This is a genomic window from Saccharopolyspora sp. CA-218241 (assembly GCF_050954615.1).
GTDB classification, from domain to species: domain Bacteria; phylum Actinomycetota; class Actinomycetes; order Mycobacteriales; family Pseudonocardiaceae; genus Saccharopolyspora; species Saccharopolyspora cebuensis.
Genome location: NZ_CP191860.1, coordinates 1247453 through 1262821, shown reverse-complemented (window position 1 = coordinate 1262821; position 15369 = coordinate 1247453). Strand labels below are relative to the sequence as shown.

Sequence of the window (15369 nt, the reverse complement as noted above, 5' to 3'; positions counted from 1 at the left end):
CGGGGTCACGAGGAGACCTCGCCCAGCCGCCGGTCCACGATCGCGCCGATCTCGGCGATCGGTCCCCGCTGCGTCATGTCCTTGTGCTCGCAGGCGATGTCGTGGTTCTCCACCGCCCCGTCGACGTAGGGCTGCCACATCGCGGCGGTCAGCGATTCCTTCGCCGGGTTCACGGTGGCGCTGAAGAACAGCACGTCGCCGCGGAACTTGTCGTGGTCGGCCTCGTTCTCCAGCACCGCGCAGTTGGCGAAGTTGTCGATGACGGCCGTGATGGTGTGCGGCTCCAGGTTCGCCAGCGCGCTGCCCTCGGCCGAGAGGATCTCCAGCACGTCCGCGCGGCGCAGCGGCCCCGCCCCGAGCGACTCCACGTCGTAGCCCGCCATGTAGAGCAGCGCCTTGAGCGCTTCCTCCTCGGTGGGCAGCTCGTCCCAGACGTCGGTCGGGTACGAGTCGAGCATGCACAGGAAGCGCACCTCCTCGCCCGCGGCCTGGAGGTGGGTGGCCATCTCGTGCGCGACCACGCCGCCGAAGGACCAGCCGAGGAAGTGGTACGGCCCGTGCGGCTGCACCTCGCGGATGTGCTCCAGGTACTCGGCGGCCATCTCCGCCAGCGTCGGCGCCACCGGCTTCGGCTCGGCCAGCCCGCGGGACTGCACGCCGTAGACCGGACGCCGCTCGTCGACGTGCTTGAGCAGCGCGGAGAACGGCCACGCCAGGCCCGCGGCGGGGTGCACGCAGAACAGCGGCTCGCGGTCCCCGCCGGTGCGCAGCGGCAGCAGGATGTCCAGCGCGTCGCCGGTTCCGCCGCTGCGCAGCCGCTCGGCCAGCCCGGCCACCGTCGGCGCGGCGAACAGGCTGCCGACGTTGATCCGCACGCCCAGCGCGTCGTGGATCCGTCCGATCAGCTTGGCCGCCAGCAGCGAATGCCCGCCCAGGTCGAAGAACCCGTCCTCGATGCCGACCCGGGGCAGCCCGAGCACCTCGGCGAACAGCTCGCAGAGGATCTCCTCGGTGGGATTGCGGGGCATCGTGGTGCCCACCGAGGCGCCGAGGTCCGGGGCGGGCAGCGCCGTCCGGTCCAGCTTGCCGTTGGGCATCAGCGGCAGCGCGTCGACGAAGGTGACCGCGGCCGGGACCATGTAGTCCGGCAGCGACTCGGCGACGTGCGCCCGCAGCGCGGCGGCGTCCACCTCGGCGCGGGCCACCACGTAGGCGACCAGCCGCTTGTCCCCGGTGTCCTCGCGGACCACCGCGGCGACCTGGGCGACGGCCTCGTGCTCGGCGAGCACCGCCTCGACCTCGCCCAGCTCGATCCGGAAACCGCGGATCTTGACCTGGTCATCGGCGCGGCCGGCGAAGTCGAGCACGCCGTCGGCGCGCCAGCGCACCAGGTCGCCGGTGCGGTACATCCGGGATCCGGGCGGCCCGAAGGGATCGGCGACGAACCGCTCGGCGGTCAGCCCCGGCCGGTTCAGGTAGCCGCGCGCCAGCCCGGCCCCGGCGACGTAGAGCTCGCCGACCACGCCGGGCGGGACGGGTTGCAGGTTCGGGTCGAGCACGTGCAGCCGGGCGCCCGGGTCGGGCACGCCGATCGGCACCGCGGTGCCCACCGCGTCCGGCTCGCAGTCCCACAGCGTCGTGTTGACGGTGGCCTCGGTCGGGCCGTAGCAGTTGAGCATCCGCATCCGACCCGCCCAGCGCAGCACCAGGTCGGAGGGCACCTTCTCGGCCCCGCACAGCAGCGTGGCACCGGCCGGGAACTCGGTGTCCGGCGGGAACATCCCCATCATCGAGGGACCGATCGCCAGGTGCGTCACGCGGTGCTCGCGCAGGTACTCGGCCAGCGGCTCGCCCGGCACCCGGAGCTCGGCGGGCACCACGACGAGCGTGCCGCCGCCGAGCAGTCCCATGCACAGCTCCCAGAACGCGACGTCGAAGCTCGGCGAGGCGAACTGCAGCACCCGGCTCTCGGCGGTGATGCCGACCCGGCGGGACTGGGTGGCCACCAGCTTGGCGATGCCGCGGTGCGGCACCACCACGCCCTTGGGCGTTCCGGTGGACCCGGAGGTGTGGATGACGTAGGCGGCGTCGTCCAGCCCGGGGCGGGTCGGCTCGGCGTGCCCGGCGGGTTCCTCGCGGCAGTCCACGAACTCCACCGGCAGGTCGGAGCGGGTGCCGTCGGCGATCACGAAGGCCGGCCGGGCGTCGGTGACCATGTGCCGCAGCCGGTCGGCCGGGTAGTCCGGGTCCAGCGCGAGATAGGCGGCCCCGGCGTGCATCGCCGCGAGCAGGCCGACGATGAGCTCCGGCGAACGCGGCAGCAGCACGCCCACCACGTCGCCCGGGCCGACCCCGCGCTCGACCAGGACGGTGGCCAGGCGGCGCACCCGCTCGTCGAGTTCGGCGTAGCTGAGCTCGACGTCGGCGAACACCAGCGCGGGGGCGTCCGGGTGCGCCTCGACCTGCGCCGCGAACAGCTCCGGGAACGTCGCCGGGCGCACCGAGTCCGCCTCCGCGGTGGCGTCGCCCCAGGCCAGCACCCGCTGCCGGTCCCGCTCGCCGAGGACGTCGAGCCGGGTGACGGCGCGCCGCGGATCGTCGGCCGCCCCGGCCAGCAGCCGGGTGAAGCGCTCCGCGATCGCCTCGACGGTGCCGCGCTCGAACAGGTCGGTGCTGTACTGGACCAGCCCGTCGGCACCGCCGTCGGCGCGCTCGGTGACGCTGACGGCGAGGTCGAACTTCGCCGCGCCCGCCTCGACCGCGTCCACCTCGGTGCGCAGACCGGGCAGCTCGGCGCCGACCCCGCCGGATTCGGTCCAGTGCGCGAGCATCACCTGGAACAGCGGGTGCCGGGACAGCGAGCGGACCGGGTTGAGCACCTCGGCCAGCCGCTCGAAGGGCAGCTCGGCGTGGTCGTAGGCGGCCAGGTCGGTCTGGCGCACCCGGTCCAGCAGCGCGGCGAACGACGGGTCGCCGCTGGTGTCGGTGCGCAGCACCAGGCTGTTGACGAAGAACCCGACGAGGTCGTCCAGCGCGTCGTCGTCGCGCCCGGCCACCGGGGTGCCGATCGGGATGTCGGTGCCCGCGCCGAGCCTGCTCAGCAAGGCCGCGAGCCCGGCCTGCAGCACCATGAACGTGCTGGCCCCGTGCTCGGCGGCCAGCCGCCGCAGCCGGGCGTGCAGCTCGGGGTCGATCTCGAACCGCACCGCGTCGCCCCGGTGGCTGGGCACCGCCGGGCGCGGGTGGTCGGTGGGCAGCTCCAGCTGGTCGGGCAGACCCGCGAGGGTGCGCTGCCAGAAGTCGAGCCGGCGCGCCGACAGGCTCTCCGGATCGGACTCGTCACCGAGCAGTTCCCGCTGCCACAGCGCGTAGTCCGCGTACTGCACGGGCAACGGCTCCTGGTCCGGTGCCGCCCCCTCGCGGCGCGCGGCGTAGGCGGTGGCCAGGTCGCGCAGCAGCGGGCGCAGCGACCACTCGTCACCGGCGATGTGGTGCAGCAGCACCAGCAACCGGTGCTCGCGGGGCCAGGGCGCCGACGCCGGCCGGTACAGCGTCGCGCGGATCGGCGGTTCGGCGTCGAGCGCGAAGCCGCGGCGGGCCTCCTCGGCGATCGCCGCGTCGGGGTCGTCGGTGGCGACCTCGACCAGCTCGGGACCGGAGTCCAGGACGTGCTGCCGGGGCTCGCCGAGCTCGTCGGGGAACACCGTGCGCAGGCTCTCGTGCCGGTTGACCACGTCGGCCAGCGCGGCGCGCAGCGCGGGCACGTCCAGCTCCCCGGACATCCGCAGCACCAGCGGCAGGTTGTAGGTCGGGCTCGGCCCTTCCAGCCGGTGCAGGAACCACAACCGCCGCTGCGCCGAGGACAGCGGGAGCGGGTCGGGGCGCTCGGCCGGGCGCAGCGCGGGGCGGCGCGGCCCGCGGGCCCCGACGTCGAGCCGGGGCGCCAGCCCGGCGACGGTGGGGTGGTCGAACAGCTCGCGGATGGTCGGTTCGGCGCCGAGCTCGGCGCGCACCCGGGCCAGCAACCGGGTGGCCAGCAGCGAATGCCCGCCGAGGTCGAAGAACCCGTCGTCGATGCCGACCCGCTCCACGCCGAGCACCTCGCCGAACAGCGCGCACAGCACCCGTTCCACCTCGTCGCGCGGACCGCGTCCGCCCGCGTCGGCGGCGGGGTCCGGGGCGGGCAGCGCGGCGGCGTCGAGCTTGCCGTTGGCGGTCAGCGGAATCCGCTCCACCGCGACGAAGGCGGCGGGCACCATGTAGTCCGGCAGCCGCGCGGCCAGGTGCGCCCGGAGCTCGGCCGGGTCGGTCTCGCCGACCGCGTAGCCGACCAGCCGCCGGTCGCCGGGCCGGTCCTCGCGGACCACCACTGCGGCCTGCCGCACCGCCGGGTGGGCGGCGAGCTGGGCCTCGATCTCGCCGAGCTCGATGCGGAAACCGCGCACCTTGACCTGGTGGTCGGCGCGACCGAGGTAGTCCAGGGTGCCGTCCGGGCGCCAGCGGGCCAGGTCGCCGGTCCGGTACATCCGGCTGCCCGCCGGGCCGTGCGGGTCGGCGACGAAGCGCTGCGCGGTCAGGCCCCGGCGGCCGAGGTAGCCGCGGGCCAGCCCGGCACCGCCGACGTAGAGCTCACCGCGCACGCCGGGCGGCACCGGCTGCAACCGTTCGTCGAGCACGTAGACCCGCAGGTCGCCGATGCCGCGCCCGATGGTGCTGCCGTCGCGCCGGGCCACCAGCTCGGGGCTCAGCTCCTGGTAGCTGACGTGCACGGTGGTCTCGGTGATCCCGTACATGTTGACCAGCACCGGCGAGTCCGGGTGCCGCTCGTACCAGTCGGCCAGCCGGGACAGCTCCAGCGCCTCCCCGCCGAAGACCACGGTGCGCAGCGCCAGATCGGTCCCCGGGTGCTCCCGGTCGGCCTGGATGAGCTGGTAGAACGCCGAGGGCGTCTGGTTGAGCACGGTGACCCGCTCGCGGCCGAGCAGGGCGAGGAACTCCTCCGGCGACCGGCTCACCTCGTGCGGCACCACGACCAGCCGGCCGCCGTGCAGCAGCGCGCCCCACAGCTCCCAGACCGAGAAGTCGAAGGCGTAGCTGTGGAACAGCGTCCACACGTCGTCGGGGCCGAAGCCGAACCAGGGCTCGGTGGCGTCGAACAGGCGCACCACGTTGCGGTGCGGGATGGACACGCCCTTGGGCCGGCCGGTGGAGCCGGAGGTGTAGATGACGTAGGCGGCGTGGTCGGCGGTGAGCGGTCCGCGCGCCCCCGGTTTCGGATCGCACGGCGAGTGGCGCTCGACGGCCGCGACCGACTCCGGTTCGTCGAGCAGGATGCGGGTGGCGCCCGCCGGCAGCCCGGCGCTGTGCGCGGTGTCGCTGATCAGCACGGTCGGCTCGGCGTCGGCCACCACGTAGCGCAGGCGCTCGGCGGGGTGTCCGGGGTCCAGCGGCAGGTAGGCCGCGCCCGCCTTGAGCACCGCGAGCAGCGCCACGACGAGCTCGGTCGAGCGGGGCAGCGCGAGGGCGACGAGCTGCTCCGGGCCGACGCCGTGGTCGATGAGGTGGTGCGCGAGCCGGTTGGCGCGGGCGTCGAGCTCGCCGTAGGTCAGCGCGCGGTCGCCCTCGGTGAGCGCGACCGCCTCCGGGGTGCTCGCGGCCTGCTCCTCGAACAGCTGCGGCAGCGTCGCCTCGGGCCGCTCGCGGATTCCCGCGGGCGGGGCGTTCCACTCCTCCAGGACGCGTTCCCGCTCGGCGGCCGACAGCAGCGGCAGGTCGCCGATCCCGGTCTCGGCCGGGCGTTCGGCGAAGGCGCGCAGGAAGCGCAGGAACCGCTCGCGGTGCGCGGCGAGCTCGTCGGCGCCGTAGTGCTCCGGGTTGGCGTCGAACTCGAAGCGCAGTTCGTCGTCCTCCGGGTAGACCAGCAGCGACAGGTCGTCGACCGGCCCGGCGCCGAGGTTGTGCACCACGCCCCGGTGGCCGCCGAAGTCGAGCGCGTAGTCGAAGGACTTGATGTTGACCAGGGGGCCGAACAGCGGCCGGTCGGAGCCGAGCAGCCGCAGGTCGCGGCGCAGGTCCTCGCCCCGGTAGTTCTGGTGCTTGCGCAGCTCCCGCACGGCCTTCTTGACCTGCGCGACCAGCTCGCCCCGGGTGGTGCTGCCGGTGACCGCCAGCCGCAGCGGCAGCACGTTGACGACCATCCCGGGCACCCGCAGCGTCGCCGAGCCGAGCCGGCCCATCACCGGCAGCCCGAGCACCACGTCGGTGGCGCCGGTCATCCGGTGCAGGTAGGCGGCGACGGCGGCGATCAGCGCGTCGGACCAGGCGGTGCGGCTCTGCGCGGCGGCCTCGGACAGCACCTCGGGGGCACCGTCGCCGAGCACGTCGACCTGGCGGCGGAAGGTGCGCGCGCTCATCCCGGTGCGCCCGGACAGCGTGGTCACCTCGGGCCGGTCGGCGAAGCGCTCGCGCCAGAACTCGCCGTCGCGCTGGAACTTCTCGGACTCGCGGTAGGCGGTCTCCTCGGCCAGCAGGGCTTCGGAGCCGAGGAACGGGCTCTCCCGGGATCGTCCCCGGCCAGCAGCGCGGTGTAGACCTCGGCGACCCGGCGGAGGATGATCGAGAACCCGTAGCCGTCGATGGCCACGTGGTGGATGCGCTGGTACCACAGCCAGCGCTCGGCGCCGGTGCGCAGCAGCGCGGCGCTGCGCAGCCGTCCGGGCTCGGCCGGATCGGCCGGGGTGTCCATGTCGGCGCGCATCCAGGCCAGCGCCGCGGCGTGCGGATCGGCTTCGGCGGTGAGGTCGAGCACCGGCAGCTCGTCGTCGGCGGGCGGGTCGATCACCTGCTGCGGCTGCGCTGCCTCGACGACCCGCATCCGCATCGCGTCGACCTCGGCGACGACCCGGCGCAGGGCCGCGGAGAACACCTCCGGGTCGACCGGTCCGTCGATCTCGACGTACTCACCGGTGTTGAACACCGGATTCGCCCGGTCGAGCTGCTGGGCGAACCAGATCCCCGACTGAGCGGCGGACAACGGCCGCGCCTGCGCAGCACTCTCCGTCATCGTTCTCCCCACGATCCACAAGCGAAGTAAGGCTAACCTTACTTCACTGATCCGGTCCGGAACAGATCGCCGTGGGATCCCTCACCCGCGCGCGAAGACCATCAGCGCCGAATTCTTGCCCGGCAGCCCGACCTCGCGGGACCGGACGAACCCGGCCTTCCCGAACGCGGCCACCGACGCTCCGTTGTGGACATCCGGCTCGGCGACCACCCGGGCGCACGCCGGGTCGGCCGCCAGCAGCCCTTCGGCCACCGCGCGCAGCAGGCCGGAACCGACCCCGCGGCCGATCGCGTCCGGCTCCCCGATCGCGATGTGCACGCCCAGGTCGCGGTCCCCGCCGGAGTAGCAGTGCGCCAGCTTGTCCCGCCGCACCCGGTACAGCTCCAGGTAACCGAGGTCGCGCCCGTCCCGGGACACCACGCACGGCAGCGAGTGGTCCCCGCCGAGCTGGTCGGCGAGCTCCTGCCGCCAGCGCTCCAGCGGCCAGGCCTGCTTCCAATTCACCGCGACGTGCTCGGCGTTCATCCAGCGGTGCACCAGCTCGGCGTCGGGGTCCAGCCGGACCGGCCGCAACCGGAAACCGCCGCCCAGCTCCGGCACCGGAACCGGCATCTCCACCTCGGGCTCCTCGACCCGCAGCGGGTTGGCGCGCTCGAAGGGCATCGGACGCACCCGCACCGCACCCTCGGCGGTCCGCTCGTACCGCACGGCACCCCCGTTGAGCGCCGCGGCATCGGTCAGCGTCGGACTGGTCAGCCAGTGGTCCACCAGCCACTTCGTCTCCGGGTAGCCCTCGACGACGGCGTGCAGCCCGCGCACCAGGCCGGCCAGCAGCTCCCGCTCGTCGGCCACCCCGCGGCGGCCGAGCCCGCCGATCACCGGCAGCGCACCGCGGGACAGCAGCGCCTCGGTGGCCGCCTCCGCGTTGGTCGCGGCGCGCAGCCCCGGCAGCAGCCTGCTCTCCACGTGACCGGACAACCAGCGCCGCGCCTCGTCGGCCGAGGACAGCGAGCGCGCCAGCGCCGCGAGCTCGCCGGGCGGCGGCAGCGGATCGGATTCCCGCCGCAGCACCGAATCGACTGCCCAGTCGACCAGCGTCGGCGCGCCCGGGGCGTTCAGCGGGGCGTCCGCGGTCGCGCGGGCGCGGGCGTCCGCCGAGCAGGCGGCGGCCAGCAGCACCGGTTCCGCCTCGACGACCTCGGCGCCGTCCGCGTCGAGCACCCGGATCGGACCGAAGCCGTGCTGGCCCGTCGGGGAGCGGTGGACGACCTCGGTGCGCAGCCGCACCGGGCCGATCGCCAGCCGCAGCGCGCCTTCGGGCACCGGGGTGTGGGTTTCCGCCAGCCACCTGCGCAGCAGCGCCGACGAGCGCTGATGCACCCCGTTCCCCTCGGCTTCGACGATCACGCCGCACTCCTTCCCTGGTCGGCGAGCAGCAGCTCCCGGATGATGAGCGGAGCCTAACCTAACCAGGTGATCAGGAGCCACGGTCCGCCCCACCCGGCATCGTTAGTACACTGTGGACTCCGACGCGAACCCCGCGACCAGGAACGAAGTCCCCGCCGCGGACGCTGATCACCCCATCCGGTGACGATCACCCCGTCTCGCTGGGCGATCATCGCGGACCGCGCTTACTCTCCGAATGCGGATCGGCACTCGCCGCACTGGTCCCCCGCCATTCCCCGCCGGAGAGGAGATCCAGCATGGAAGACGTGGACGCCGTCGTCCCGCTCCGGCCTGGATTCGACATCCAACTGCGCGGTTTCCACCGCACCCAGGTCCTGGAGCACATCGCAGTCCTCGAAGACCAGCTCCGGCTGGTCACCCTCGATCGCAACGAAGCCGTCCGGCTCAACGACGATCTGCGCACCCTCTACGACGACACCCGCCGGTCGCTGGACCAGGCGGAGCAGCGGTTGCAGCGGATCGAGTCCTCCGACACCGGCCTGCCCGCCGCCTCCCAGCGGGTGCAGAACATGCTCGCCATCGCGGAGGAAGAGGTGCAGACCCTCCGCGACACCGCCAAGCGCCAGGCCGACATCATCCGCGGCGCGGCCGAGACCGAGGCCCGCGACCTGCTCGGCTCCGCCGAGGGCCAAGCCGCCGAGATCCGCTCCGAGTGCAGCAGCCTGGTCACCGACATCGAGGCGCGCCGGGACGCGCTGCGCCGCGACCACGAGCAGTCGGTCAGCGAGATGCGCGCGCGGGAGCAGCGGCTGCGGCAGAGCATCCGCGACGAGTACAAGAAGATCGTCTCCGCCGCGCAGGAGGAAGCCGACGAGCTCGTCGCCCGCACCCGCGAGCAGTGCGGGCAGTGGAACGCCGAGAGCGAGCAGCTCCGGCTGGAAGTGCTGGAGGAACTGCGCGTCCAGCAGGCCAGGCTGGAGGAGCTGCGCCGGTCGGTGCTCACCGCGATGGACGGCGCGCGCCAGGTGCTCGACGACTCGACCTCGGAGCTGCGCACCTCGACGGCCGGGCAGGCCGCGCTGCCCGCCGCCGTGCTCCCGGTGCCGGAGCAGCGCGAAGGCGTCCGCACCTTCACGATCACGCTCGACGCGCACCCCGAAGGCACCGGCGTCCCGCCGGCGACGCCCGACCCAGCACGCCAGAACTGATCCCGATCGGAGGAGTCCCTTGGACGTCATCGTCCTGTCGTTCGTGACCGGCTTCGCCTTGGCCACCCTCATCTTCTGGCCGCTGCTGCACGGTGCGAAACGGCGGCTGACCGAGGCCGGGGTCATCGAGTCGCCGCCGAAGGGCAGGCACGCGCTGCGGACCGAGGCGGCCACCGCCCCGCATCCCGCCGCCGCGCCGAAGAAGGCGGCGCAGGAGCCGACGGCGGACGCCGAGGCCGCGAAGGCGGAGCCGGTCGCCGACGTACCGCGTCAGCCGGAGCCGAAGGCCGACGTGTCGGCGGCGCCGGACCGGGAGGCCGAGCCGGTGCCGCCGGAGTCACCCGCCGAGACCACCCAGCCCTCGGAACCGGTGCCGCCGGAGGCGCACCCCGAGGACAAGGGCGACATCCCGGTGCTGCCGACGAACCTGTTCGAGGAGCACTTCGAGGCCCGGTTCAACCGGTCGCGGCAGCGGCTGGAACGGCTCCGCTCGGAGCTCAACGGCAACTGAGGTTCCGCCACCGGCACCGCCCCGCGGCGCGACCGCGGCACTTCAGCGCCTTGGCGAAGCGGCGCAGCCGCTTGCGACCACGCACCCAGCCCGCACCGCCGCGGGTTCTCAGCGGTCTTCTCGCGAGGACAGCCGCGACGCCGTGTACGCGTTCGGTACATCAGGAGCGGATCCCGCAGCGAGAAGGCCGCTGAGGTTCCGCCACCGGCACCGCCCCGCGGCGGGACCGCGGACTGAGTCCGCTACTCGGCCGCCACCCAGGACACGGTGAGCCCATCGCGCTGGCCGAACCGTTCCAGGTGGCGGCCGATCACGTCCTGGACCCGGTCCAGCACCTCGGTGCTCTCCGCGCTGGCGTGCAGGGCGAGCGCTCCGGACTCGGCGAGCAGCAGGCAGCTCCCGGCACCGCGGTCGGGCGGCAGCGCGATGCGGGTACCGCCGTCCTCCTCGGTGACCGCGCACTTGCGGCCCAGGTGCGAGCTGAGCTGCTTGCCGTAGCGGTCGGGCTTGTCGGTGCGCACCGTCGCACGCGAGCGGATCATCGAGAACACTCCCGGAGTTAGGCTTGCCTAACCATAGCTCGCGATCGCGTCGTCGCGCCACCCCCGCAGGTCAGGGCCGAGGCGGCGGACCGCGCCCGGCGAGCCGGTCCGGAGTTGTTAGGTTCGCGGTGCAGCACGCCTACCCGTGGGAGCCCCGCCTGTGACCAGCAACCGCACTTCGCCGACGCTGTACTTGGTCGCCACGACCGGCCATCCGAACTACGGGGACGAGCTGATCGCCGCGACCTGGCTGAAGTACCTGGCGAAGGTGGCGCCGGACAGCGAGGTGTGGCTGGACTGCCCGAACCCCGGGCCCAGCGAGGTGCTCCTCGGCCACCTGCACCCGCGGGTGCGGTTCACCGACACGTTCTGGCGGCTGTGCTGGGAAGCCCCCTCGGACGGCCCGTGGGAGGTCGCGTCGTTCGTGCAGCACGCGATCAACAACCCCGGTCTGGCGCCGCGCTGGGTGGCCGGCATCGAGCTCGCCGCCCGCGTCGACCTGGTGCACGTCATCGGCGGCGGCTACATCAACGGCATCTGGCCGCGCCACATCGGACTGCTCGCCGCCGCGGTGGCCGCGGTGCGCCGCTCCGGCGGCCGCGCGGTGATGACCGGGCAGGGCCTGTGGCCGGTGGCCGAGGAGGCGCGTCCGCTGCTGCGCAACCTGGCCGCGCAGTTCTCCGTCGTCGACGTCCGGGACGAGCCGTCGGCCTCGCTGGTGGCGGGGACCTCGTTCAGCGCGACCGGGGACGACATGTTCTTCGGCATCGAACCGGGTCTGTACCGCACCGACGACCTGCGCGAGGTCATGATCTGCCTGCAGTCGGACCTGCTGGACGTGACGGTGCCCGCGCTGGCCGGCTTCCTGCTCGACACGTTGCGCCAGTGGGGGGTCCGCCCGGAGCAGGTCGGCGTGGTGGAGGGCATCCCGCGGGTCGACCGGGAGGTCTTCGCGCTCGTCGAGCACGACCTGCCGGGCGCCCGGTTCTACCCGTTCTCCGAGATCACCGACACCGGGCTGCCCGCCGCGGCCGGGCAGCGCTGGTTGTCCACCCGGTTCCACACCCACCTGGTCGCCGCGGCGGCCGGGGCGCACGGCGTCGCCGTGTCGATCAACTCGAACTACTACACCAACAAGCACCGCTCGCTGATCGACCGCGGTTCCGGCTGGGCGCTCAGCGAAGGGCTCCAGGTGCCCGCGGTGCCGGAATCCGGCGGTTTCGCGCCGAAGGCGCTGCGCGCGCTGCAGGAGGGCAAGGGCCAGCTCGCGTGGAGCATCTACGGGAGCTGAGCCCGGCTCAGGGCTCCCGGCGGTGCGCGGCGACGTAGAACGGCGCGGCGGTCAGCACCGGCACCACCATGCCCAGCAGCACGATCAACATCGAGAACATCGGCACCGACATCCCGTCTACGGTGGGAGAACCCCACGGCCCCGTCGCCCGAACGGGCGTTCACACGGGACATCGACCGACCACCACCGTTTCGTTAGCAACACGTGACATGTCGCGCCCCACGCGTCCCAACGTCACCGGAACGGTCCAAGATCTCCCAGGCTCACTCACTCCCCGAACGGGTGGGGCGGGTCAGCCGGTCCTGGCGCGGTCGCGGTGCAGCAGCCACACGAAGTACGGCGCACCGATCAGCGCCGTGGTCAGCCCCGCCGGTAGCTGGTCCGGGGCGATGACCGTGCGGCCCAGGGTGTCGGCCGCGCAGACCAGAACGCCGCCGAGCAGCGCGGCCACCGGCAGGGTGCGCGCGTGCCGCCGTCCCACGAGCGCGCGGGCGATGTGCGGGGCCACCAGCCCGACGAAGGCGACCACGCCGACCCCGGCGACGGCGGCACCGGTCAGCACCACCGCACCGGCGAGCAGCACCAGCCGACCCGGGCCGACCCGCACCCCGAGCACCTTCGGGGTTTCCTCGTCCACGGACAGCAGGTCCAGCGCGCCCCGCGCGCGCACCAGCAGCGGCAGCACCAGCAGCAGCGCGGCGGCCACCGGCAGCAGGTGCTCGAAGAGCCGCCCGTAGGTGGACCCGCCCAGCCAGGTCAGCGCCTTGGTCTGGTTCCACGGGTCGGTCGCGCTGATCAGCAGCGTGATGAGCGCCTGCGTCGCGGCCTGCACGCCGAAGCCGATCAGCACCAGCCGCTGGCTGGCGAACCCGCCCTTGGCCGCCAGCGCGAACACCACGAGCGCGGCGACCAGCGCCCCGGCGCCCGCGCACCCGGCCTGGAGCCAGAACGACGCCCCGGGCACCGCGGTGATCATCGCGACCGCGCCCAGCCCGGCGCCCCCGGAGACGCCCAGGATGGCGGGCTCGGCCAGCGGGTTGCGCGCCACCGCCTGCACGACCGCACCGGCCAGCGCCAGGGCGGCGCCCGCGAGCAGCGCGGCGAGCACCCGCGGCACCCGGTTCTCCAGCACGCTGCTGACGATCGGACCGGCTCGGCCGGACGCCCAGTTCGCCAGGTCGCCCAGCAGGAGCTTCGCGTCGCCGAGCAGCAGCGCGCCCACCACCACCGCGCCCGCCGCCGCGATGAGCACCACCAGCACCGCGCGGTGGCGTGCCGGGGTGATCCCGCTGCGCACCCCGGCAGCGGGCGGTCCCGGGGCGGCGGCCGCGACCCGGACGCCCCGCGCCAGCACCACCAGGAACGCGGCGCCGAGCACCGTGGTCAGCACCCCCGTCGGCACCTCCAGCGCGGCCCGCGCCCCGAGCACCGCGCGCAGCAGCACGTCGGCGCCCAGCACCAGCACCGCGCCGGTCGCGGCGGAGACGAGGATCAGCGCGGCGTGCCGGTGCAGTCCCGGCACCGCGCCGGACAGCAGCCGCACCAGCGCGGGCGCGGCGAGCCCGACGAAGCCGATCGGACCGGCCAGCGTCACCGCCGCGGCCGCCGCCAGCACCGCGAGCACCACGGCGGCCGACCGGACCAGGCCCACCGGCACGCCCAGCGTGCGCGCGTGGTCCTCGCCGAGGTGCAGCACGTCCAGCCGCCGGGCCAGCAGCATCAGCAGCACCACCACGACGCCGAGCACCGGACCGAGCGCGCGCACCCCGTCGAGCCCGTTCTGGCCCAGCGAGCCGGCGCCCCACTCGTAGAGCCCCTGGGTCTCCTGCGGGAACAGCAGCAGGAGCATCTGGGTGACCGAGGTCATGGCGAGCGCGATCGCGGTGCCCGCGAGCACCAGCCGGACCACGCCGGTGCCGCCACTGCCCGCCAGGGCCAGCACCAGGGCGGCGGCCGCCAGCCCACCGGCGAACGCGATCCCGGCCGCGCCCAGCAGCGGGATCTGGAAGCCGAAGGCGGTGACCGCGACGACCGCCAGGTGCGCACCCGCGTTCACCGCCAGCGTGTCCGGGGAGGCCATGACGTTGCGCGCCACCGACTGCAGCACGGCGCCCGCGACGCCGAGCGCCGCGCCGACCAGCAGCGCGGCCAGCAACCGGGGCAACCGGGACTCCACGACCACCGCCGCGGTGTCCTCTGCCCCGGCGCCGAGGGCCAGCCGGACGAGCGCGGCGAAGTCCACGCCCGAGGTCCCCTGCGCCAGGTGCGCCGCGGCCAGCGCGACCAGGAGCGCGGCGAGCCCGACCGCCACCAGCAGCAGCCGGCCGCGGCGGCGCCGGACCCGACCGGGAACCGGCGGCGCGGGGCTATCCGCGGAGCGCGTCGACGGCGGCATCGGCGTACTGCACCATGGACTTCGGCCCGCCGAACATCCACAGGCCGTCCGGGAACCGGTGGACCGCACCGCGCTGCACGAACGGCAGTCCGCGCCAGATCGCGTTGTCCGCGAGCACCTCGGCGTAGGGGTCCCCGAGCGAGCCGTTGGCGAGGTACCAGAACCGCACGTCGGGCAACCGGGTGAGCCCCTCGACGTCGGTCTGCGCCAAGCCGTACCGGGGGTCGCCCCGCATCGGCCACGGGTTGCGCAGACCGATGCGCTCGAACACCGCGGAGACCAGCGATCCCCCGGTGAAGGGGCGGATGGTGACCGAGCCGGAGTTCACGTAGGCGTCGGAGAACGCGACCTGGTCACCGGCCGCGCCGAGCCGCTCGACCTCCGCCTTCGCCGCGGCGAGCCCGTCGTCGAACTCGGCCCGCAGCGCGGCGGCGGCCGGTTCGGTCCCGGTCGCCTTCGCGATCATGCCCACGTCGGAGAACAGCGAGCCGATGGGGTCCGCGGCGTTGCCGCCCTCGATGACCAGCACGGGAACCCGGGACTCGATCTGGCGCAGCGCCCCCTCGGGCAGCCCGGCGGTGACCACCACCAGGTCCAGGCCCAACGAGCTGATCGCGTCGATGCTCGGCTCGCCCCGGGTGCCGATGTCGCGCACGGAATCGTCCAGCGGCGCGGCGCTCACCCACTGCTCGTAGCCCTCCGGGTCTGCGACTCCCACCGGCATGACGCCGAGCGAGACCAGCTCCTCCACGCCGTTCCACTCGGTGGCGGCGACCCGCTTCGCGGGACCGTCGAGCTCGACGGCCTTCCCGCGCGAGTCGACGACCGTGATGGGCTGCCCGCCGTCGGCGACGGCATCGCCGCCGACGGGGTCCTCCGTGGTGCCGCAACCGGCCACGAGCAGCACGGCCGCGGCGATACCGGTGATCACGCGGGGAAATCGCATTTCTCT

At 74.1% G+C, this 15369-nt stretch carries 9 protein-coding genes; 3 read left to right on the top strand and 6 right to left on the bottom strand.

Annotation, left to right across the window (positions count from 1 at the left end; genetic code table 11):
* Window positions 1–5: 5 nt before the first annotated feature.
* From ACQP0T_RS06250 to ACQP0T_RS06240, 3 genes are all read right to left on the bottom strand, one after another.
* Complete coding sequence (locus tag ACQP0T_RS06250; protein WP_433873608.1) at window positions 6–6527, bottom strand: amino acid adenylation domain-containing protein; 6522 nt, start codon at window positions 6525–6527, stop codon at window positions 6–8.
* On the bottom strand, window positions 6437–7063 hold the full coding sequence (locus tag ACQP0T_RS06245) for a condensation domain-containing protein (protein ID WP_433871715.1): 627 nt from the start codon (window positions 7061–7063) through the stop codon (window positions 6437–6439). The genes ACQP0T_RS06250 and ACQP0T_RS06245 overlap by 91 nt, the downstream gene beginning before the upstream one ends.
* Before the next feature lie 81 nt (window positions 7064–7144).
* Window positions 7145–8470, bottom strand: coding sequence for a GNAT family N-acetyltransferase (locus ACQP0T_RS06240; protein ID WP_433871714.1), 1326 nt, complete (start codon window positions 8468–8470; stop codon window positions 7145–7147).
* 296 nt (window positions 8471–8766) lie between these two features.
* Here ACQP0T_RS06240 and ACQP0T_RS06235 point away from each other — a divergent pair, with 296 nt between their 5' ends.
* The gene (locus ACQP0T_RS06235; protein ID WP_433871713.1) at window positions 8767–9678 is read left to right on the top strand and encodes a hypothetical protein; all 912 of its coding nucleotides are present in this window, start codon (window positions 8767–8769) and stop codon (window positions 9676–9678) included.
* A gap of 19 nt (window positions 9679–9697) precedes the next feature.
* On the top strand, window positions 9698–10189 hold the full coding sequence (locus ACQP0T_RS06230; RefSeq protein WP_433871712.1) for a hypothetical protein: 492 nt from the start codon (window positions 9698–9700) through the stop codon (window positions 10187–10189).
* A 242-nt stretch (window positions 10190–10431) separates the two neighbouring features.
* Here the strand turns inward: ACQP0T_RS06230 and ACQP0T_RS06225 are convergent, their stop codons facing one another.
* On the bottom strand, window positions 10432–10731 hold the full coding sequence (locus ACQP0T_RS06225) for a DUF2218 domain-containing protein (RefSeq protein ID WP_345364430.1): 300 nt from the start codon (window positions 10729–10731) through the stop codon (window positions 10432–10434).
* 160 nt (window positions 10732–10891) lie between these two features.
* Here ACQP0T_RS06225 and ACQP0T_RS06220 point away from each other — a divergent pair, with 160 nt between their 5' ends.
* On the top strand, window positions 10892–12022 hold the full coding sequence (locus ACQP0T_RS06220) for a polysaccharide pyruvyl transferase family protein (protein WP_433871711.1): 1131 nt from the start codon (window positions 10892–10894) through the stop codon (window positions 12020–12022).
* Window positions 12023–12314: 292 nt separating this feature from the next.
* Here the strand turns inward: ACQP0T_RS06220 and ACQP0T_RS06215 are convergent, their stop codons facing one another.
* Window positions 12315–14417 carry an iron ABC transporter permease gene (locus tag ACQP0T_RS06215; RefSeq protein ID WP_433871710.1) on the bottom strand — a complete coding sequence of 701 codons (2103 nt, stop codon included), beginning with the start codon at window positions 14415–14417 and terminating at the stop codon, window positions 12315–12317.
* On the bottom strand, window positions 14389–15363 hold the full coding sequence (locus ACQP0T_RS06210) for an ABC transporter substrate-binding protein (protein ID WP_433871709.1): 975 nt from the start codon (window positions 15361–15363) through the stop codon (window positions 14389–14391). Before ACQP0T_RS06210 ends, ACQP0T_RS06215 begins: the two co-directional genes overlap by 29 nt.
* Window positions 15364–15369: the final 6 nt, after the last annotated feature.